Source organism: Burkholderia sp. FERM BP-3421 (assembly GCF_028657905.1).
In the GTDB taxonomy this organism is placed as follows: domain Bacteria; phylum Pseudomonadota; class Gammaproteobacteria; order Burkholderiales; family Burkholderiaceae; genus Burkholderia.
On record NZ_CP117782.1, the window covers coordinates 2,668,755 to 2,689,159 of the forward strand.

Below are 20,405 nucleotides of genomic sequence, written 5' to 3' on the forward strand. Positions count from 1 at the left end.
ACTCCTTATTTGACGACCGGCATGCCGGCCTGCTGCCATGCGGCCACGCCGCCCTGCAGCACGTGCACTTCGCCGTAGCCCGCGTCCTGCGCGAGCTTGGCCGCCTTCTGCGACTGCTGGCCGTTCTGGCAGACGAGCAGCAGCGGCGCGCTCTTGTTGCGGGCGACCTGTGCAAGCTTCGTCTGCAGTTCGCCGAATTCGACCGAGCGGGCCGCCGGCAGGTGGCCCACGCCGAATTCGGCCGCCGGGCGCAGGTCGATCACGACCGCGTTGCGGCGGTTGATCAGTTGGGTCGCCTCCGCCGCGGACAGGCCCGCCCCGCCGCGCCGCAGCGCGGGCAGGGCCAGCAGGCCGCCGGAAACCACCAGAATCCCGATGAGGGCCAGGTTCGTGTAATCGCTAAAGAACGTCACGGAAAATCCGCCGAAAAAAAGAGAAATCGAAACGACAATCCCGCCATTATAAAATAAGCGCCTTGCGCGATGGCGCCCCACCGCTGCCCGGGCCGTGTCGCGAACCGCTTCCTCACTACCGACCGCAAGCACATATGTACAAGCTCGTTCTCATCCGCCACGGCGAATCGACCTGGAACAAGGAAAACCGCTTCACGGGCTGGGTCGACGTCGACCTGACCGAACAGGGCAACCGCGAGGCCCGGCAGGCAGGCGTGCTGCTCAAGGAAGCCGGCTACGCGTTCGACATCGCCTACACCTCGGTGCTCAAGCGCGCGGTCCGCACACTGTGGCACGTGCAGGACGAAATGGACCAGATGTATCTGCCCGTCGTCCACACGTGGCGCCTGAACGAGCGCCACTACGGCGCGCTGTCCGGCCTCAACAAGGCCGAGACCGCCGCGAAGTTCGGCGACGAGCAGGTGCTGGTCTGGCGCCGCAGCTACGACACGCCGCCGCCCGCGCTCGAGGCGGACGACCCGCGCGCCCCGTTCGGCGACCCGCGCTACGCGAAGGTGCCGCGCGAGCAGCTGCCGCTCACCGAGTGCCTGAAGGACACGGTCGCGCGCGTGCTGCCGCTGTGGAACGAGTCGATCGCCCCGGCGGTGAAGGCCGGCAAGCAGGTGCTGATCGCCGCGCACGGCAATTCGCTGCGCGCGCTGATCAAGTATCTCGACGGCATCTCCGACAGCGACATCGTCGGCCTCAACATCCCGAACGGCGTGCCGCTCGTCTATGAGCTGGACGCCGGCCTCAAGCCGATCAAGCACTACTACCTCGGCGACCAGGACGCGATCGCGAAGGCCCAGGCCGCCGTCGCGCAGCAGGGCAAGTCGGCGGGCTAGGCCCGCGGCGGGCGCCCGCCCGGCGGCGGCGCCCGCGAACCCGCCGGGCCGGGCGCTGTCGAACCCGTTCCGGCGCGATCCGCTCGATTCGGGGGCGAGCAGTTATACTTGTCCGTCCTGTTGTCCCCGCCACAGCCACGCGCTTTCCGACCGCACCAGACTCTATGCGAATGAAATTGAAGAATATCGGCCTGATTGCCGCGGGCCTCGCGACCGGCGTATTCGCCACGTTGCAGATCTCCGCCTCGGCCCAGCAGGCGGCCGTCACGTCCCCGCTGCCGCTCGACCAGCTGCGGCTGTTCGCCGAGGTGTTCGGCCAGATCAAGCGCGAGTATGTCGAACCCGTCGATGACAAGAAGCTGCTGACGGCCGCGATCAAGGGCATGGTGTCGAGCCTCGACCCGCACTCGTCGTACCTCGACAAGACCGACTACGAGGAACTGCAGGAACAGACCAAGGGCCGCTTCGCGGGCCTCGGCATCGAGATTTCCCAGGAGGACGGCCTCGTCAAGGTGATCTCGCCGATCGAGGACACGCCCGCGTTCCGCGCCGGCATCCGTCCGGGCGACCTGATCACCCGCATCAACGATCGCCCCGTGCGCGGCATGACGCTCGACAAGGCCGTCAAGCAGATGCGCGGCGAGCCGGGCACCAAGGTCACGCTGACCATCTTCCGCAAGAGCGACGACCGCACCTTCCCGGTCACGGTCACGCGCGCGATCATCCGCGTGCAGAGCGTGAAGATGAAGATGCTCGACCCGGGCTACGCCTACATCCGCATCACCAGCTTCCAGGAACGCACGACGCCCGATCTCGCCGCCAAGCTGCAGGACATCGCGCGCCAGCAGCCGAACCTGAAGGGCCTCATCCTCGATCTGCGCAACAACGGCGGCGGCCTGCTGCAAAGCGCGGTCGGCGTCGCGGGCGCGTTCCTGCCGCCCGATTCCGTCGTCGTGTCGACCAACGGCCAGATCCCGGATTCGAAGCAGGTCTATCGCGACAACTACGACAACTACCGCCTGCCGTCGTTCGACAGCGATCCGCTCAAGAACCTGCCGGCCATCTTCAAGACGGTGCCGATGGTGGTGCTGACGAACGCGTACTCGGCGTCGGCGTCGGAAATCGTCGCGGGCGCGCTGCAGGATGCGCACCGCGCGCAGATCCTGGGCAAGACCACGTTCGGCAAGGGCTCGGTGCAGACGGTCCGGCCGATGACGGCCGACAGCGCGCTGCGCCTGACGACCGCGTACTACTACACGCCGAGCGGCCGTTCGATCCAGAACAAGGGCATCACGCCGGACATCCCGGTCGACCAGTTCGCGGACGGCGATCCGGACGACGTGCTCGTCACGCGCGAAGTCGACTACTCGAACCACCTCGCGAACACCCAGGATCCGAACGAGAAGAAGGAACAGGAAGATCGCGAGCAGCGTCGCATGGAGCAGCTGCGCGTCCTCGAGGAGCAGAACGACAAGAAGACGCCGGAGCAGCGCCAGAAAGACCGCGACCGCAAGCCGGTCGAGTTCGGCACCGCCGACGACTTCATGATGCAGCAGGCGCTCGCCAAGCTCGAGGGCAAGCCGGTGCAGGAGTCGAAGTCGATGCTTGCGGAAAGCACGAAGGGCGCGGCCACCGGCAAGGCGGCCTCGTCCGCCGCGGCGCCGAAGGGTGCGTCGAAGGCGGCCGCCAAGCCGGCCTCCGCCGCGCAGCCGGCCTCGGCGCCGCAGTAAGCGCCCAGGCGGCCCCAGCGGGCCATCGCGGCAAGCGCCGCGATGGCCCGTTTCATTTGCGCGCCTAGAATAGACGCCACGCGCCCCGTTTCCTCGCCCGACCGCCCGCCATGAACGACGACCAGCTCCTCCGCTATTCCCGCCACATCCTCGTCGACGAGATCGGCATCGAAGCGCAGCAGCGCTTTCTCGATGCGCACGCGCTCGTGATCGGCGCGGGCGGCCTCGGCTCGCCCGCGGCGATGTACCTGGCCGCGTCGGGCGTCGGCACGCTCACGCTCGTCGACGCCGACACGGTCGACCTCACCAACCTGCAGCGCCAGATCCTGCACGATACGGCCGCGGTCGGCCGTCGCAAGGTGGATTCGGGGCGCGACGCGCTCGCGCGGCTCAATCCGGAGGTGCGGGTGCACGCGGTCGCCGAGCGCGTCGACGACGCCTGGCTCGCGCACGCCGTGCCCAAGGCGAGCGTCGTGCTCGACTGCACCGACAACTTCGCGACCCGCCATGCGATCAACCGCGCGTGCGTCGCGCATCGGGTGCCGCTCGTGTCCGGCGCGGCGCTGCGCTTCGACGGCCAGATCAGCACCTTCGATTTCCGCGACCCGGCCTCGCCGTGCTACGCGTGCGTGTTTCCGGAGGATCAGCCGTTCGAGGAAGTCGCCTGCTCGACGATGGGTGTGTTCGCCCCGACGGTCGGCATCATCGGCGCGATGCAGGCGGCCGAGGCGCTGCGCGTGATCGGCGGCATCGGCGCGACGCTCGCCGGCCGGCTCATGATGCTCGATGCGCTGCGCATGGAGTGGAATACGATGCGGATCGCGCGACAGCCGGATTGCCCGGTGTGCGGCGACGCGCACGCGCACTGACGCGGCCCGCGCGCGGCCGCCGCGATCGTTGGCGCGGCCGCGCGACCTGAAGCCGGGAGGCTAGGCGGCGACGTCCGCGCGCGGTTCCGCGCTGTCGAGGCGCTTCAACGCCGACTGCACCTCCTCGGGCTCGAACGCCGCGAGCACGTCGGCCGTCGGCTTCTCGAGCGCCTTCAGATGCGCGCGCAGGATCTCCTGCTTGACCACCAGCAGCTGGCTCGGGTGCATCGAGAACTCGGTGAGCCCCATGCCGAGCAACAGACGCGTGAGCGCCGGATCGCCCGCCATCTCGCCGCACACCGACACCGGCACGCCCGCACGCTTCGCCTCGCGCAGCGTGTAGGAGATCAGGTGCAGCACGGCCGGATGCAGCGGGTCGTACAGATGCGCGACCGCGTTGTCCGCGCGATCGATCGCGAGCGTGTACTGGATCAGGTCGTTGGTGCCGATCGACAGGAAGTCGACCCGCTTCAGGAACAGCGGCAAGGCGATCGCCGCGGCCGGGATCTCGATCATCGCGCCGACCCGCACGGTCGGATCGTAGGAGAGCCCCGCGTCGTCGAGCTGGCGCTTTGCCTCGCGGATCAGGTCGAGCGTCTGGTCGATCTCCTGCGCATGCGCGAGCATCGGGATCAGGATCTTCACCGGGCCGAACACCGACGCGCGCAGGATCGCGCGCAGCTGCGTGAGGAACATCTGCGGCTCCGACAGGCTCCAGCGGATCGCGCGCAGGCCGAGCGCGGGATTCGGCGCGGTCTCGTAGCCTTCGTCGAGCGCTTCGAGCGGCTTGTCGGCGCCGACGTCGATGGTGCGGATCGTCACCGGCAGCCCGCGCATCAGCTCCACCGCGCGCCGATACGCACCGAACTGCTCCTCCTCCTCGGGCATCTGGTTCTTGTGATTCATGAACAGGAACTCGGTGCGGAACAGCCCCACCCCCACCGCGCCCGCGTCGATCGCGGCCTTCGCATCGTCGGGCAGCTCGATGTTCGCGCACAGATCGATGCGGGTACCGCACAAGGTTTGCGTCGGCGAGAACTTGAGGCGCTGCAGCTTGCGTTGCTCCAGCGCCTTTTCCGACTGCCGGTACGAGTACTCCTCGAGCACGATCGGCGCGGGATCGACGATCACGATCCCCTGGTCGCCGTCGACGATGATGAGGTCGTCCTGGCGGATCAGCGCGCTCGCGTGCTGGACCCCGACCGCGGCCGGGATGCCGAGGCTGCGCGCGACGATCGCCGTATGCGAGGTGCGGCCGCCGAGATCGGTGACGAAGGCCTGGAACGACTGGCTCTTGAACTGCATCATGTCGGCGGGCGCGATGTCGTGCGCGACCACGATCATCTCGTCCTTGCCGCGCGCGGCGCGATCGAGCGCCTGCGACGCGGACGGCGCGCCCGCGAGCGCCTTCAGCACCCGCTCGACCACCTGCTCGATGTCGGCCTTGCGCTCGCGCAGGTACTCGTCCTCGATGTCGTCGAAATGGCGGGTCAGCAGCTCGAGCTGCTCGGTCAGCGCCCACTCGACGTTGTAGCGGCGGGTGCGGATCAGGTCGATGGTTTCCTGCACCAGCATCGCGTCGCTCAGGATCATCGCGTGCACGTCGATGAACGCGGCGACTTCGGACGGCGTGTCGTCGTTCAGGTCGGCGCGCAGCGCGTCGAGTTCGCAGCGCACCGCGTGCAGCGACGCGCGAAAGCGTTCCACCTCGGCGTCGATCTGCGCGGCGTCGATCAGGTAATGGGCAACGTCGAGCGCCGCCCGCGCGATCAGATACGCACGTCCGATCGCGATGCCTCTTGAAACGGGAATACCATGCAGCGTGAAGGACACGCGCACCTCCTCTCATCATGTAAGCCGCGGCGCACCGCTGCGATGCGCTTATGACCCCGGTACCCGATTATAAATTCCGCCGCGCGCCAAGGCTGCATGCGGCGCAGCATGCAGTCGTCAATGCATTGTTGTGACGGAAACAGAAATGCCGCGGAAGCCCGCGGCATTCTCATCAAATTCCGGCGCGGCGCAACCGGTCGGTCTACTGACCTTCGCCGAACTTGTCGGCGATCAATTTCAGCAGTGAATCCATCGCCTCTTTTTCATCCGGCCCCTCGGTCTCGATCGTGATCGTGCTGCCAATCCCCGCCGCCAGCATCATCACGCCCATGATGCTCTTCGCATTGATCCGGCGACCGTTGCGGGTCATCCAGACCTCGGCCTGGAAATTCCCGGCCAGCTGGGTCAGCTTGGCGGAGGCCCGGGCATGCAGCCCCAATTTATTCACGATGGTCGTTTCTTGCTGAAGCATGGTTTCCGGTGATCAGGTCAGGGCAGCCGGCGAGCGCTTCGCCGGCCGGGGGTTGAATGACATGCATCCGCCCGCTCAGTGCGGCTCGGCCTGCGGTTTCGGTTCGGGCGGAATCGGCGCGCACTCGCCGCAGCCGAGCCCGGGCGAGCGCGGCGGCGGCGTGCCGGCCGCGACTTCGTGGATCCCCTTGGTGGAACCCGCGAGCGCCTTGTCGACGAGCGTATCGAGCGGCGTGGTGCGGTAACAGACCGCGCGCACCAGCATCGGCAGATTGACGCCCGCGAGCACGCGGACCCCGTCGAGCTTCGCGAGCTGGCCCGCGATGTTCGCGGGCGTCGCGCCGTACATGTCGGTCAGCACGAGCGCGCCGTTCTCTTCCTTCAGGCGCGCAAGCTCGGCGTGCGCGAACGCCATCACCTGAACGGGATCGCTGTCGGCCTGCACGTCGATGCAGCCGATGCGCGCGGGCACCCCGCCGTAGATATGCGAGATGCAGTCCCGCAGAGCGGTCGCGAGCGGTGCATGCGCGATGATGAGAATGCCAGCCATATCAGCCTTGCAACGAGTTCGGCCCGCCTGCCGGGCCTGGCGCACGAGAAACCGTGCCGGGCAAGCGGGCATTGTAGCAGGCCGTCCGGACCGGCCGGCGACGGGGCCTGCGCGGCCGCCGCCGGTGCCGGCGGGTCAGCCGGCGGCGCGCTCCAGCGCGTCGACGAACATCGCCGCCACATCGAAACCGGTCTGCTCCATGATTTCACGGAAACAGGTCGGGCTCGTGACATTCACTTCGGTCAGCCAGTCGCCGATCGCGTCGAGGCCGACGAGCAGCAAGCCGCGCGCCGCCAGCACGGGCGCCAGCGTCTCCGCGATCTCGCGGTCGCGCGCGGTGAGCGGCTGCGCGACGCCGAGACCGCCTGCAGCCAGATTACCGCGCACTTCATTCCCCTGCGGAATCCGGGCAAGCGAGTACGGAACCGGTACACCGCCGATAACCAGGATACGCTTGTCGCCCGCCTTGATCTCGGGAATGAATTTCTGCGCCATCACCGAGCGCGCGCCATCGTGGCTCAACATCTCGATGATCGAGCCGAGGTTCATCCCGTCGGCCTTCACGCGGAACACGCCCATCCCGCCCATGCCGTCGAGCGGCTTCAGGATCACGTCGCCGTGCTCCGCGTGGAACGCGCGCAGGCGCGCGGCGTCGCGCGTGACGAGCGTCGGCGCGACGAACTGCGGGAATTCGCCGATCGCGAGCTTTTCGGAGTGATCGCGGATCGCCTGCGGCCGGTTGAACACACGCGCGCCGCCGCGCTCGGCCTGCTCGAGCAGCCAGGTCGAGGTCACGTACTCCATGTCGAACGGCGGATCCTTGCGCATCAGCACCGCGCCGAACGACGCGAGCGCGCGCGCCTCGACCGGGCCCGCCTCGTGCCACGGCGCGCGATGCAGGTCGGCGGCGTCGCCGACGAGCGTCACGCGGCGCACGTCCGCCTCGACATGCGCGCCCGTCCACGCGAGATGGCGCGGCTCGCACGCATAGACTGCGTGGCCGCGGCGCGCGGCCTCGGCCATCATCGCGTAGGTCGAATCCTTGTAGATCCGGAACTGATCGAGCGGATCGGCGATAAAGAGGATATCCATGCGGTCCCTGAGCGTGGTGGGGCTGCGCCCCGCGATTTATACCTGGATGGCTTCCGGGTCGGTCTTCTCGAGCTCCACCGACGACGCGAGCAACCCGAGCCGCGCGACCACGCCGTACATGTAGAAGCGGTTCGGCGGCGCGGCGCCCGGCTTCGCGTGCGCGTCCGGCAGCGCGGTGTGCTCGAAGCCGAGCGGCACGTAGTGCATGCCGGGGGCGTTCAGGTTCTGGTCGCGCTCGCGCGCGCCGTGGGTGCGGTAGAACCCGCCCACCACGTAACGGTCGATCATGTAGACGACCGGCTCGGCCACTTCGTCGCCGATCCGCTCGAACGTGTACACGCCTTCCTGCACGATCACGTCGCGCACCGCGAGCCCCGCCTTCGATTCCGACATGCGCGCGCGCTCGGCCTTCGTCATGCGGCCGATCTCCGCGGCGTCGTGCACGGTCATCACGCCGCGCCCCGCGGTGCCCGCGTCGCCCTTCACGACCACGTACGGCTTCTCGCTGATGCCGTACTCGCGGTACTTGCGCGCGATCTTCTTGAGCACCGCGTCGATCGCCTCGGCGAGCGCGCCGCCGCCCTCCTGCGCCTGCCAGTCGATATCTTCGACGTGCGCGAAGTACGGGTTCACCATCCACGGGTCGACGCCGACCATCTTCGCGAACTTCTTCGCGACGTCGTCGTAGCAGGCGAAGTGATTCGACTTGCGGCGCACCGCCCAGCCCGCGTGCAGCGGCGGCAGCAGATACTGCTCGTGCAGGTTTTCGAGCACGGCCGGGATGCCCGCCGACAGATCGTTGTTCAGCAGGATCGAGCACGGCTCGAAATTCTTCAGGCCGAGACGGCGCGGCGTGCGCTCGAGCGGCTCCAGCACGATCTTCTGGCCGTCGGCCAGCGTGATCGGCGTGAGTTCGGCGATGCCCGGATCGAGCGAGCCGAAGCGCACGTTGAGCCCGGCCTGGCGCATGATCGTCGCGAGCCGCGCGACGTTCTCGAGATAGAACGCGTTGCGGGTCGGCAGCTCGGGAATCACGAGCAGATTCTTCGCATCGGGACAGATCTTCTCGATCGCGGCCATCGCGGCCTGCACGGCGAGCGGCAGCACTTCGGGCGGCAGGTTGTTGAAGCTGCCGGGAAACAGGTTCGCATCGACGGGCGCGAGCTTGAAGCCCGCATTGCGCAGGTCGACCGAACAATAGAACGGCGGTGTGTGTTCCTGCCATTCGAGCCTGAACCAGCGTTCAATGGCAGGCGTGGCGTCGAGGATCTTCCGCTCCAATTCGAGCAGCGGACCATTTAACGCCGTAACGAGGTGGGGAACCATGAATCACTCGCGGACGGGAGAAAAAAGATTGTAGAGCAATTGCCTACCGCATTTGGGGATTGTTCCCGCGATCGCAAGGATTTAATGGATGTTTATCGCTATAGACCTGATAGCCGACAGGGTTTAACGGCGCCACACCGCCGCCACACCCAAAAAAGAGCCCGCCGAACGGCGGGCCGAAGTCGCTGCGCTCATGCATTCCGGGCGGCGCGGCGTGAAACGGGCCGCGCGCCCGACGAACCGATCACGACCTGCGCTTACTCGACATGCTCGCCGTGCAGGATCACGTCGAGGCCCTCGCGCTCTTCCTCTTCCGACACGCGCAGGCCCATCACCAGATCGATCCCCTTCAACAGCACGAAACTGACCACGCCGCTGTAGACCAGCGTGATCGCCACGCCCTTGGCCTGCAGCAGCAGGCTGCCGTCGGCGCCGCCGATGTCCTTGACCGCGAACACGCCCGTCAGCAGCGCGCCGAGGATCCCGCCCACGCCGTGCACGCCGAAGGCGTCGAGCGAATCGTCGTAGCCGAGCTTGGTCTTGAGCCAGGTCGCCGACCAGAAGCACACGACGCCCGCCGCGATGCCGATCACGAGCGCACCGGCGACGCCGACGAAGCCGGCGGCCGGCGTGATCGCGACCAGCCCGGCGACCGCGCCCGACACGATGCCGAGCACCGAGGGCCGGCCCTTCGCGATCCATTCGGCGAACATCCAGCCGAGCGCCGCGCAGGCGGTGGCCACCTGGGTCGTCAGCATCGCGAACCCGGCGCGGCCGTCGGCCGCGACCGCCGAACCCGCGTTGAAGCCGAACCAGCCGACCCACAGCATCGAGCCGCCGATCAGCGTCAGCACCAGATTGTGCGGCGCCATCGCCTCGCGGCCATAGCCGACCCGCTTGCCGAGCACGAGGCAGGACACGAGGCCCGCGATGCCGGCATTGATGTGCACGACGGTGCCGCCCGCGAAGTCGAGCACGCCGTCCGACGACAGCCAGCCGGTCGGCTCCCACACCATGTGCGCGATCGGCACATAGACGATCAGCGACCAGAGCGTCATGAACACCAGCATCGCCGAGAACTTCATGCGGTCCGCGAACGCGCCGCAGATCAACGCCGGCGTGATGATCGCGAAGGTCATCTGGTAGACGAAATAAACCGTCTCGGGGATCGTCGGCGCGAGGTGGCTGACGGTCAGCGTGGTGGCCTTGTCGCCGTGGATGTAGTTCATGCCCGACAGGAACACCCGCGAGAAGCCGCCGATGAAGCCGTTGCCCGGCGTGAACGCGAGGCTGTAGCCGACCACCGTCCACAGCACCGTGATCAGCGCCGTGATCGCGAAGCTCTGCATCACGGTCGCGAGCACGTTCTTCTTGCGGACCATGCCGCCGTAGAACAGCGCGAGGCCCGGGATCGTCATGAACAGCACGAGGGCCGTCGAGGTCAGCATCCACGCGGTGTCGCCGGAATTGATCTTCGACGAATCGACCGAGAACGGCGCGGTCGGCGCGGCGGGCGCCGCCGCCGAAGCCGGCGCGGCGGCCGCGGCCGCGGCGCTGGCCTCGGCCGGCGCCGCCGCGGGCGCGCTCGCGGCCGGCGCGGCGGCCGCGCTGGCGTCGGGCGCGGAAGCCGCGGTGTCGGAGGCCGTCGCGGCGGAAGCCGCGGCCGCCGACGCGGCGTCGTCGGCCAGTGCCGTGCCCACGCCGCCCGCAATCAGCGAGCCGGCCATCAGCAGGGACATCAGGAAGTTGCGCATCTTGGGTTTCCTCTTATCGCTCGTCTTGTGTCGTGTATTACAGGGCGTCCGCGCCCGTCTCCCCGGTGCGGATCCGGACCACCTGCTCGATCGGCGTGACGAAGATCTTGCCGTCGCCGATCTTGCCGGTGCGCGCGGCCCGCTCGATCGCTTCCACCGCCTGTTCGACGAGATCGTCCGACACCGCGGCCTCGATCTTCATCTTGGGCAGGAAATCGACCACGTATTCCGCCCCCCGATACAGCTCGGTGTGCCCCTTCTGGCGGCCGAAGCCCTTGACCTCGGTGACCGTGATGCCCGAGACGCCGAGGGCCGACAGGGCCTCGCGCGTCTCATCGAGCTTGAACGGCTTGATGATGGCGGTAATCAGTTTCATGAAATCCTCTCGCTGTGTTGTCCCGTCAACCCGCTTGCCTGTGTGACGGGACACCCTGAGCAACTCGCATGCCATGTCGCGCCGCACGGCGCTCAACAGGCTTTCAGCAAGATTTCCGCGGTGCAGCGAGGCGGCGCTCAGGCGCGCGCAGCCTGGGCCGAACGGCCAACGCTCGGCCAGTTCGCTGGCGCAGCAAAAGGATCATTGCTAGAGTTCACGCACGTCCAAGGCATGAGGGCCCCGATCAGGCGGCCGCCATGCCCGGAAAACGGGCCCGGCCCGCGCACCAATTCCGGTCATGCGCGCCTTCCGGGCACGAACGTAACGGCACATGCACAAATAATGTGCAAAGAAGGGGAAACACCATGAAGCAACCCAGCGACGTTTTCAACGACCTGCAGGCGCGGGTCGGCGATCTGCTGAAAAACTCGCCGGCCAGGGATGTCGAGCGCAACGTGAAGGCCATGCTCACGCAAGGCTTCTCGAAGCTCGATCTCGTCACCCGCGAGGAGTTCGACACGCAGACGCAGGTGCTCGCACGCACCCGCGTCCGGCTCGAGGAGCTGGAAAAACGCGTCGCGGAACTCGAGCAGAAGCTGGCCGACGCCCAATCCTGACCTCGCGCGGACGCCGGCCCGGCCGGCGTCCGCCGCTCACCGCCGCTCTCGCGGCCCGGTTTTCCGTCCCAGTTCGCGCCTCGCCGGCAAGCGCGCAGCGAAATCGCCCACCTTGAACGAAGCGCGGCCCGCCGCGCTTCGCCCAGCGAGGAGTGCCCGCCATGTCGCTCGCCGTCGTGCGCAGTCGCGCCCCGGCCGCCGGCCGCGCGCCGGACGTCACCGTCGAAATCCATCTGGCCAACGGCCTGCCGGCGTTCTCGATCGTCGGCCTGCCCGACCTCGAAGTCCGCGAAAGCCGCGAGCGCGTACGCGCCGCGCTGCAGAACTGCGGCTTCGACTTCCCGGTGCGCCGCATCACCGTCAATCTCGCGCCCGCCGACCTGCCCAAGGAATCGGGCCGCTTCGACCTGCCCATCGCGCTCGGCATCCTCGCCGCGAGCGGGCAACTGCCGCCCGGCGTGCTCGACGGGCGCGAGTTCGCGGGCGAGCTGTCGCTCACGGGCGCGCTGCGGCCGATGCGCGGCGCATTCGCGATGGCCTGCGGCACCGCGCGCGGCGCGGCGGAGCCCGATGCGCGGGCCGCCGCCGGCCCGCCCGAACTGTATCTGCCGCTCGCGAGCGCGGCCGAGGCGGCGCTCGCGCCCGGCGTGACGGTTTACGGCGCGCCCGACCTGCCGGCGCTGTGCGCCCATCTGGCCGGCGCGCCGGACGGCCGCCTCACGCCCGCGACCGCGCCCTGTCTCGACGCGCGGCCGGGCTCGCCGGTCCCGGACCTCGCCGACGTGATCGGTCAGCGCGAGGCGCGCCGCGCGCTGGAGGTCGCGGCAGCGGGCGGGCACCACCTGCTGATGGTCGGGCCGCCCGGCGCGGGCAAATCGATGCTCGCCGCGCGGCTGCCGGGCCTCCTGCCGCCGATGAGCGACGACGAGGCGCTCGCGTCGGCGGCGCTGCTGTCGTCGAGCCGGCTCGGCTTCTCGCCCGCGCAGTGGCGGCGGCGGCCGTTTCGCGCGCCCCATCATTCATCGAGCGCGGCGGCGCTCGTCGGCGGCCGCAACCCGCCGCAGCCCGGCGAGATCACGCTCGCGCACCTCGGCGTGCTGTTCCTCGACGAATTGCCCGAATTCGACCGGCACGTGCTCGAAACGCTGCGCGAGCCGCTGGAGGCCGGCCACATCACGATCTCGCGCGCCGCGCTGCAGGCCGAGTTCCCGGCCGCGTGCCAGCTCGTCGCCGCGATGAATCCGTGCCCCTGCGGCTGGCGCGGCGATCCCGCCGGGCGCTGCCGCTGCACGCCGGACCTCGCCGCGCGCTACCTGCGCAAGCTGTCCGGTCCGCTGCTCGATCGCATCGACATCCAGATCGAGCTGCCCGCGCTCACGCCGGCCGAGCTGTCGGAACGGTCGGGCGCACCGGGCGAGACGAGCGCGGTGGTGGCGGAGCGGGTGGCCGGGGCGCGGGCGCGGCAGCTCGCGCGACAGGGCAAGACCAACCATGCGTTGAGCGGGCGCGAAGCCGACGAACTGTGCCGGCCCGATCATGCGGGCGACCTGCTGCTGCGCGAGGCGGGCGAGCGGTTCGGGTGGTCGGCGCGCGCGCATTACCGGGTGTTGAAGGTCGCGCGCACGATCGCGGATCTGGCCGGCGGCGCGGCGCCCGATGCCGCGCAGATCGCGGAGGCGATCCGGTATCGGCGGGTGGTGGCGGGCGGGTGAGCACATGCCGGGCATGGAGCCGCCCCCCCCGGCGGGCCGGCCGCCGAAACGCACGCCGGACAGGCTGCGCGCTCCCCGGCGTCTCCGGCGTTCTCTCCCGGTCAGACATAAAAATCCGCTGTCAAGACTTGACTTATGCACATTTCCGCGTATGAAGCCCTGCGTACGCTCATCCGCGGCGGCTTCACGAAGCAAGCACGCAACCCATTGATTAATTTGATTTTTTAATCAACCGACGTGAACCCCGAAACGCGTCGGCCCTGTTCCCGGCCGGGTTTCGCGGCGATCGGGCCGCACTTGTCAACAAAGTTATCCACATCCATTGTGGATAGCTCAAAAAGCCCTGCAAAATCCGGCGATTAGCGGCTTTTCCTGCGAAGCGACTTCAATCCGCGCACCCGTCGCGCGAACCCCGCCTCAATCGAGCTTCAGCGATCCGAAGAACTGCTCGAGTTGTTCGTCGGGCGGCGCGGCATCCGCGATCACGATCGCCTGATACACATGCCGGCCGCGCGCCACCAGCCGCGCGACGGCGATCTTGCGCGCCGCGCCCGCGCCGTCGAGCCGCAGCTCGACGCCCGCCGTCTGCCCGCCCGCCGCGAGCGGCACCAGCACCGGCTTGACCGCCGGCTCGGCCCCCAGGTTGCGCGCGAGCCCGGCCCGCAGGTAGTCGAGCACCGCGTGCTGGGTCGCGTCGCGCTCGTCCGGCAGCATCACCGTCCCGACCGCGTACACCGCGCCCGACAAGTGCGCGGCCTGCATCCGCATCTCCATCGGCACGCCGCCGATCTCGACCTGATGCGCCTCCACGGTCGGCTTCGCCGGCAGATCGACGCTGTAGCCGGCATCGCTGTGCAGCGTGCGCCAGTCGTACGCGGGCGTGCAGGCCGCGCAGGCCACGCACGCGCACCCCACGACGAACGCGCGCCGCCACCCCGCGACGCGCATGCGCCACGTCGCTCGAACCAGGGACAAACCGGTATGAATCATGCGTCTCGAACCATCATGCAAAACGCGCATTATCCGCTGCCGCGCGGCGCGGCGGGCCGCGATGCGCGCGGTCGATTGACGGTACAATGAGCGCCGTTCCCGCGGCCCGCGCGCCGCGCGCCTTGTCCCCGCACTCCCGAGGCCCAGCCGATGAGTTCCGCTCCCTCCCCCGCCGGCCGCCGCGCCGGCCCGCTGCGCTACGTCGCGCTCGCCGTCGTCGCGGTCGCGATCGCCGTCGCCGGCTATTTCGCGTTCGCGGGCAAGTCGAGCGCGCCCGACGCCACCTTCACGCTGCTGTCCGGCCAGAAGGTCTCCACCACGTCCGATCTGAAGGGCAAGGTCTATCTGGTCAATTTCTGGGCGACGAGCTGCGCGACCTGCATGCAGGAAATGCCGCAAATGGTCGAGACCTATAACCGCTTCAAGGGCCAGGGGCTCGAATTCGTCGCGGTCGCGATGAACTACGATCCGCCGATGTACGTCGCGAACTACGCGCAGACGCGCCAGTTGCCGTTCAAGGTCGCGCTCGACGACGGCAGCGTCGCGAAGCAGTATGGCAACGTCCAGCTCACGCCGACCACGTTCGTGATCGACAAGAACGGCAAGATCCTCAAGCGCTATGTCGGCACGCCGCAATTCGCGGAACTCGACCAGCTGCTGCAAAAGGCGCTGAACACCGCCGCCTGACCCGGGCACGCCGCGCGGGCGCGCCGCCGCCCGCGTCAGCGCTCCGTCTCGCCCCTGGCCGACAGGCCGTAGCGCTTCATCTTCTCGTACAGCGTCGCCTTGCCGACCTGCAGCCGGTCGGCCGCATCAGCGACCGCCCCGCCCGCCTCGCCCAAGGCCTGCGCGATCACCGCGCGCTCGAACTGCTCCACGCGCGCCTTCAGCGCCGGGCCGCCCGCGTCGTCCGGCGCCGCCTCGTCCGCCGCCGCATCCAGCCCCTCGGTCACGCCGAGCACGAAGCGGTCCGCCGCGTTGCGCAGCTCGCGCACGTTGCCGGGCCATTCGCGCTGCAGCAGCGCCGCGCGCTGCCGGTCGCTGAGCAGCGGCGCGGGCCGGCCGTAGCGCACCGCCGCGTCGAGCATGAAGTGCTCGAACAGCGGCACGATGTCCTCGCGACGCTCGGCAAGCGGCGGCAGCGCGACCGTCACGACGTTGAGCCGGTACAGCAGATCGCGCCGGAACGTGCCCGCCGCGACATGCTCGCGCATGTCGCCCTTCGCGGCCGCGACCACCCGGCAGTTCACGCGGATCGGCTGGTTCGAGCCGAGCCGCTCCAGCACGCCGTCCTGCAGCACCCGCAGCAGCTTCACCTGCAGCGCGAGCGGCATGCTCTCGATCTCGTCGAGGAACAGCGTGCCGCCCGACGCGTATTCGAGCTTGCCCACGCGGCGCTTGGCCGCCCCGGTGAACGCGCCCGGCTCGTAGCCGAACATCTCCGACTCGAACATCGGCTCCGGCAGCGCGCCGCAGTTCACCGCGATGAACGGCTTGTCGCGGCGCGGCGACAGCTCGTGCAGGCTGCGCGCGATCAGTTCCTTGCCCGCGCCGGTGTCGCCGTTGATCAGCACCGACGCATCGGTCGGCGCGATATTGGCGATCAGCCGCCGCACCTGCTCGATCGCCGGGCTGCGGCCGATGATGCGCGGCGCGACCACGCCCTGCCCGGCCAGTTCGCGCCGCAGCGCATGATTCTCGAGCACCAGCGTGCGGCGTTCGAGCGCGCGCCGCACCGTCTCGACGAGCCGTTCCGAGGCGAACGGCTTTTCGATGAAGTCGTAGGCGCCGTCGCGCATCGCCTGCACCGCCATCGAGATGTCGCCGTGCCCGGTGACGAGGATCACCGGCACGTCGGGTATGCGTTCGTGGCATTGCGCGAGCAGGTCGAGCCCGCTCGCGCCGGGCAGCCGGATATCGGACACGACCACGCCCGCCGCGTCGCCCGCGAGCGCTTTCTCGGCCGCCTCGGCCGAACCGAAGCCCACGACCTCGAAGCCCGCGAGCTGCAGGCTCTGCACGCTCGCGCGCCGCACCAGCTCGTCGTCCTCGATATAGATCACTTGCAGGGAAATCGTCATCTTTCGTCTACCTGATGCATGACGACTCGGCTCATGCGCCGGCCGCCGAAGTGTGCGGATGATGCGTGCGCACGCGGCGCAGCGTCAAGACGAACGCCGCGCCCCCGTCCGGCGCATTGCGCGCGGTCAGCGAGCCGCCGGCGTCGCTCGCGATCGACGAGGAGATCGCCAGCCCGAGCCCCAGCCCGCGCCCCATCTCCTTCGTCGTGAAAAACGGTTCGAACAGGCGCGGCAGCGCCTCCGGCGCGATGCCCGCGCCGTTGTCGCGCACCGTGATCGCGACCGTCGAGATCCCCACCTCGACCGCGATCTCGATGCGCGGCGCGGCGCCCGCCGCCACCGCGTCGAGCGCGTTGCCGAGCAGGTTGATCAGCACCTGCTCCAGCCGCAGGTCCTCGCACTGGACCACGAGCGCCGGATGATCGGCCGCGAGATCGAAGCGGACCGCCTCGGCCGGCCCGCGGGTCGGATCGCGCAGCGTCACGTCGACGTCGACGGGCCGCAGGCGTTCGTCGAGCAGCGCCAGCACGTTGCGCAGCGCGCGCGCGACCGGCGCGCGCTCGCTGCGCGGCCGCGCGCGGCCGACGAACAGCTTGAGCTGATTGGTGATCTTGCCCATCCGCTCGGTGAGCGCCGCGATCGCCGCGAGGTTCTCGCGGGCCGCCGTCTGGTCGCCGCGATCGAGCAGCACGCGGGTGTTGTCGGAGAAGCTGCGCAGCGCCGCGAGCGGCTGGTTCAGCTCGTGCGTGATGCCGGCCGCCATCTGGCCGAGCGCCGCGAGCTTGCCCGCCTGGATCAGCTCGTCGTGCGCGGCGCGCAACTCCTGCTCCGCGCGGATCCGGTCGCCGACCTCCTTCTGCAGCTGCTCGTTCGCCTGCGACAGGTCCGCGGTGCGCTCCGCGACCCGCTGGTTCAGCTCCGCGTAGGCGTTCTGCAGCAGCGCGCGGCTGCGGATCATTTCCCGCACGCGCGCGCGCCGCATCCGCCAGTAGAACCCCAGCAGGCACAGCGACACGAAGCCGAAGCCGGTGACGACGGTCGCGTTGCTCGCGTCGAGGTCGACCGGCTCGACGGGCGCGAGCGTGACCAGTTGCCAGTCGGGCTCGCCGAGCCGCCGCGTGGTCGCGAGATAGCGCGGCGCGCGCCGCCCGGCGCCGACCCGCACGATCCGCGCGTCGTCCGCGAGCACCTGCTCGGTGCGCATCGCGAGCGGCGTGACGGGCTGCTGCGCGTACTGCCGGGTCGCATAGATCGACGCCGCGACCGGCGCGGGCAAGGGCTGCATCGTGTGATATTTCCAGGCCGGCACCGAGGACAGGAAGATCACGCCGTGGTCGTCGGCGACGAGGAGCGGCTCGGACGCGTCCGCGCCCTGGAACCATTCGAGCGTGAGCTTCACCACCGCGACGCCGACGATCCGCCCGTCGCGCCGGACCGGCTGCGAGATGTAGTAGCCGGGATCGCGCGAGATCGTGCCGATCCCGAAGAAGCGCCCGACGCCGCCGTCCACCGCGTCGACGAAATACGGCCGGAACTGGTAGCCGTTGCCGACGAAGCTGTCCGGCTCGCGCCAGTTGCTCGCGGCGACGCAGCGCCCGTCCGCGCCGATGATGTAAGTCGCGGTCGCATGCGCGTGGCGGTTCATGTCCTCCAGGTAGCGGTTCGCGCGCGCGACGTAGCCCGCCTGACCCGGCTCCGCGAGCACGTCCTGCACGAACGGATGACCGCCGAGCAGGTAGGGCAGCGATTCGTAGCGGTCGAGCGTGCTCTTGAGCGCGTTGGTGGTGCGGTCGACGCGCGCGGCCGCGTTGCGGCGCAGTTCGTCGATGCCGCGCTGCCAGGTGACGTGCCAGGTCAGCGCGCAGGCCGCCGCCAGCGCCACGGCGAGCGTGAACAGGACGAACAGGCGGCGCTTCACGGTCACGGCTTCCGGGGGATGAGAGGCACTCATTGTGGCACAGGGGGGCGTCCGAACGACACGGGGCCGGCCCCCGCCGCGCGCGGGCCGGCCCCGTCGGGCGGCGGGCCGATCAGCGCCGACGCGCGGCGCGTGCGCTCAGACCCGGGCGGCCTCGCCCGCGTCCACCGCCTCGCCGCGCAGCGCGGCGCGCAGCTTCGCGCGATCGAGTTCCTTTTCCCACGCCGACACGACCACGGTCGCGACGCCGTTGCCGACGATGTTGGTCAGCGCGCGGCACTCGCTCATGAAGCGGTCGATGCCGAGGATCAGCACCATGCCCGACAGCGGGATGGTCGGCACCACGGCGAGGGTCGCGGCGAGCGTGATGAAGCCCGCGCCCGTCACGCCGCTCGCGCCCTTCGAGGTCAGCATCGCGACCGCGAGCAGCGTGAGCTGCTGCATCCAGGTCAGTTCGATGTTGGTCGCCTGCGCGATGAACAGCACGGCCATCGTCATGTAGATGTTGGTGCCGTCGAGGTTGAACGAATACCCGGTCGGCACCACGAGCCCGACCACCGAGCGCGAGCAGCCGGCTTTCTCGAGCTTCTCCATCAGCTGCGGCAGCGCGGCCTCGGACGAGCTGGTGCCGAGCACGATCAACAGTTCTTCCTTGATGTAGCCGACGAAGCGGATGATCGAGAAGCCGGTGAAGCGCGCGATCGAACCGAGCACGACCAGCACGAACACCACCGAGGTCAGGTAGAAGGTGCCGATCAGCTTGAGGAGCGGCACCAGCGAGCCGACGCCGTACTTGCCGATGGTGAACGCCATCGCGCCGAACGCGCCGATCGGCGCGAGCCTGGTGACGATGTGCACGATCCCGAACAGCACGCGCGTGACGCCGTCGATGAAGTCCGTGACCACCTTGCCGCGCTCGCCGAGATGCGCGAGCACGCTGCCGAACAGCAGCGCGATCAGCAGGATCTGCAGGATCTCGCCCTGCGCGAACGCATCGACCATCGTGTTCGGGATGATGTGCATCAGGAAATCGACGGTCGACTGGCCGTGCGCCTTGGCCGCGTACGACGCGACTTCCTTGCCGTTCAGCGTCGCCGGATCGATGTTGAAGCCGACGCCCGGGCGCAGCAGGTGGGTGGCCGCGAGGCCGAGCACGAGCGCGAAGGTCGAGACGATCTCGAAGTACAGCAGCGCCTTGCCGCCGACGCGCCCGACCTTCTTCATGTCCTGCATGCCGGCGATGCCGGTCACCACCGTGCAGAAGATGATCGGGCCGATCACCATCTTGATCAGCTTGATGAAGCCGTCGCCGAGCGGCTTCATGTCGATCGCGAGTGACGGATAGTAATGGCCGAGGAGCACGCCGACGATGATCGCGAAGATCACCTGGACGTAGAGGACTTTGTAGAACGGTTTCTTGTTCACGATGCTTCCAGAACGGAGAAGGGGATGGGTGAGCCGAAGGGCGGCGTCACGCGCGCGGGCGGATGTCAGGGGAGCCATCCGCCCGCGCGGCTGCCGTGCCGCGACAAGCGATGGACTCAGGTCGTCCGGGGGGAATGGGTCGAGCGGGTCATCGAATGTCTCCTTGCTGTAGTTGTCAGGCCGAGGCGGCCCTGTCCAATACATTGCAAGCTCGATGCCAGCTCGACTGCGTAACTCAAAGGCTTGAATTTATTGAGTTTTTCAATCACAAGAGAAACAGTCGCGTCCATTTTTCCGGAAATTCGGACAATTTCGATTCCGGCAATCCGGACGGTGGGCGGTGGGCGGTGGGCGGTGGGCGGTG

18 protein-coding genes are annotated in these 20,405 nt (G+C 68.9%); 6 read left to right on the forward strand and 12 right to left on the reverse strand.

Features of this window, described 5'->3' with window-relative positions; genetic code table 11:
- Positions 1-5: 5 nt before the first annotated feature.
- A complete protein-coding gene (locus Bsp3421_RS28025; protein WP_273999271.1) occupies positions 6-413 on the reverse strand; it encodes a rhodanese-like domain-containing protein in 408 nt (135 codons plus the stop codon).
- 134 nt (positions 414-547) lie between these two features.
- Between Bsp3421_RS28025 and gpmA the strand changes: the two genes are divergently transcribed.
- From gpmA to Bsp3421_RS28040, 3 genes are all read left to right on the forward strand, one after another.
- Positions 548-1,297 (forward strand): 2,3-diphosphoglycerate-dependent phosphoglycerate mutase, encoded by a 750-nt coding sequence (gpmA, locus tag Bsp3421_RS28030; RefSeq protein ID WP_273999272.1) that lies wholly within the window; start codon positions 548-550, stop codon positions 1,295-1,297.
- 164 nt (positions 1,298-1,461) lie between these two features.
- Complete coding sequence (locus tag Bsp3421_RS28035; protein WP_252985114.1) at positions 1,462-3,027, forward strand: S41 family peptidase; 1,566 nt, start codon at positions 1,462-1,464, stop codon at positions 3,025-3,027.
- A 110-nt stretch (positions 3,028-3,137) separates the two neighbouring features.
- Positions 3,138-3,896 (forward strand): HesA/MoeB/ThiF family protein, encoded by a 759-nt coding sequence (locus Bsp3421_RS28040; RefSeq protein WP_273999273.1) that lies wholly within the window; start codon positions 3,138-3,140, stop codon positions 3,894-3,896.
- A gap of 60 nt (positions 3,897-3,956) precedes the next feature.
- On the opposite strand, the gene ptsP is transcribed toward Bsp3421_RS28040, so the two are convergent.
- From ptsP to Bsp3421_RS28075, 7 genes are all read right to left on the reverse strand, one after another.
- Positions 3,957-5,729 carry a phosphoenolpyruvate--protein phosphotransferase gene (gene ptsP / locus Bsp3421_RS28045; RefSeq protein ID WP_273999274.1) on the reverse strand — a complete coding sequence of 591 codons (1,773 nt, stop codon included), beginning with the start codon at positions 5,727-5,729 and terminating at the stop codon, positions 3,957-3,959.
- 202 nt (positions 5,730-5,931) lie between these two features.
- Positions 5,932-6,201, reverse strand: a complete 270-nt coding sequence (locus Bsp3421_RS28050) for an HPr family phosphocarrier protein (RefSeq protein ID WP_252987960.1) — start codon at positions 6,199-6,201, stop codon at positions 5,932-5,934.
- Positions 6,202-6,276: 75 nt separating this feature from the next.
- Positions 6,277-6,750: a PTS sugar transporter subunit IIA gene (locus tag Bsp3421_RS28055; RefSeq protein ID WP_273999276.1), complete on the reverse strand. Its 474-nt coding sequence runs from the start codon at positions 6,748-6,750 to the stop codon at positions 6,277-6,279.
- 135 nt (positions 6,751-6,885) lie between these two features.
- The gene (gene gshB / locus Bsp3421_RS28060; protein WP_273999278.1) at positions 6,886-7,842 is read right to left on the reverse strand and encodes a glutathione synthase; all 957 of its coding nucleotides are present in this window, start codon (positions 7,840-7,842) and stop codon (positions 6,886-6,888) included.
- A 36-nt stretch (positions 7,843-7,878) separates the two neighbouring features.
- Entirely contained in the window at positions 7,879-9,168 is a 1,290-nt protein-coding gene (gene gshA / locus Bsp3421_RS28065; RefSeq protein WP_273999280.1) for a glutamate--cysteine ligase, read from the reverse strand.
- A gap of 257 nt (positions 9,169-9,425) precedes the next feature.
- Complete coding sequence (locus Bsp3421_RS28070) at positions 9,426-10,922, reverse strand: ammonium transporter (protein WP_273999281.1); 1,497 nt, start codon at positions 10,920-10,922, stop codon at positions 9,426-9,428.
- A gap of 37 nt (positions 10,923-10,959) precedes the next feature.
- Positions 10,960-11,298, reverse strand: a complete 339-nt coding sequence (locus Bsp3421_RS28075; RefSeq protein ID WP_273999282.1) for a P-II family nitrogen regulator — start codon at positions 11,296-11,298, stop codon at positions 10,960-10,962.
- A gap of 365 nt (positions 11,299-11,663) precedes the next feature.
- Here Bsp3421_RS28075 and Bsp3421_RS28080 point away from each other — a divergent pair, with 365 nt between their 5' ends.
- Positions 11,664-11,915, forward strand: coding sequence for an accessory factor UbiK family protein (locus tag Bsp3421_RS28080; protein ID WP_273999283.1), 252 nt, complete (start codon positions 11,664-11,666; stop codon positions 11,913-11,915).
- 161 nt (positions 11,916-12,076) lie between these two features.
- A complete protein-coding gene (locus Bsp3421_RS28085; RefSeq protein ID WP_273999285.1) occupies positions 12,077-13,627 on the forward strand; it encodes a YifB family Mg chelatase-like AAA ATPase in 1,551 nt (516 codons plus the stop codon).
- Positions 13,628-14,044: 417 nt separating this feature from the next.
- Here Bsp3421_RS28085 and Bsp3421_RS28090 read toward each other — a convergent pair whose 3' ends face one another.
- Positions 14,045-14,704 (reverse strand): hypothetical protein, encoded by a 660-nt coding sequence (locus tag Bsp3421_RS28090; protein WP_443111537.1) that lies wholly within the window; start codon positions 14,702-14,704, stop codon positions 14,045-14,047.
- A 63-nt stretch (positions 14,705-14,767) separates the two neighbouring features.
- On the opposite strand from Bsp3421_RS28090, the gene Bsp3421_RS28095 reads away from it, so the two are divergent.
- Complete coding sequence (locus tag Bsp3421_RS28095) at positions 14,768-15,304, forward strand: peroxiredoxin family protein (protein WP_273999286.1); 537 nt, start codon at positions 14,768-14,770, stop codon at positions 15,302-15,304.
- A gap of 35 nt (positions 15,305-15,339) precedes the next feature.
- Here the strand turns inward: Bsp3421_RS28095 and Bsp3421_RS28100 are convergent, their stop codons facing one another.
- The 3 genes from Bsp3421_RS28100 to Bsp3421_RS28110 all read right to left on the reverse strand — a co-directional run bounded on the left by Bsp3421_RS28100 (position 15,340) and on the right by Bsp3421_RS28110 (position 20,041).
- Positions 15,340-16,698 carry a sigma-54-dependent transcriptional regulator gene (locus tag Bsp3421_RS28100; protein ID WP_273999287.1) on the reverse strand — a complete coding sequence of 453 codons (1,359 nt, stop codon included), beginning with the start codon at positions 16,696-16,698 and terminating at the stop codon, positions 15,340-15,342.
- A 31-nt stretch (positions 16,699-16,729) separates the two neighbouring features.
- Complete coding sequence (locus tag Bsp3421_RS28105) at positions 16,730-18,649, reverse strand: sensor histidine kinase (RefSeq protein ID WP_273999288.1); 1,920 nt, start codon at positions 18,647-18,649, stop codon at positions 16,730-16,732.
- A gap of 105 nt (positions 18,650-18,754) precedes the next feature.
- The gene (locus tag Bsp3421_RS28110) at positions 18,755-20,041 is read right to left on the reverse strand and encodes a dicarboxylate/amino acid:cation symporter (RefSeq protein WP_273999290.1); all 1,287 of its coding nucleotides are present in this window, start codon (positions 20,039-20,041) and stop codon (positions 18,755-18,757) included.
- Between the last annotated feature and the right edge of the window lie 364 nt (positions 20,042-20,405).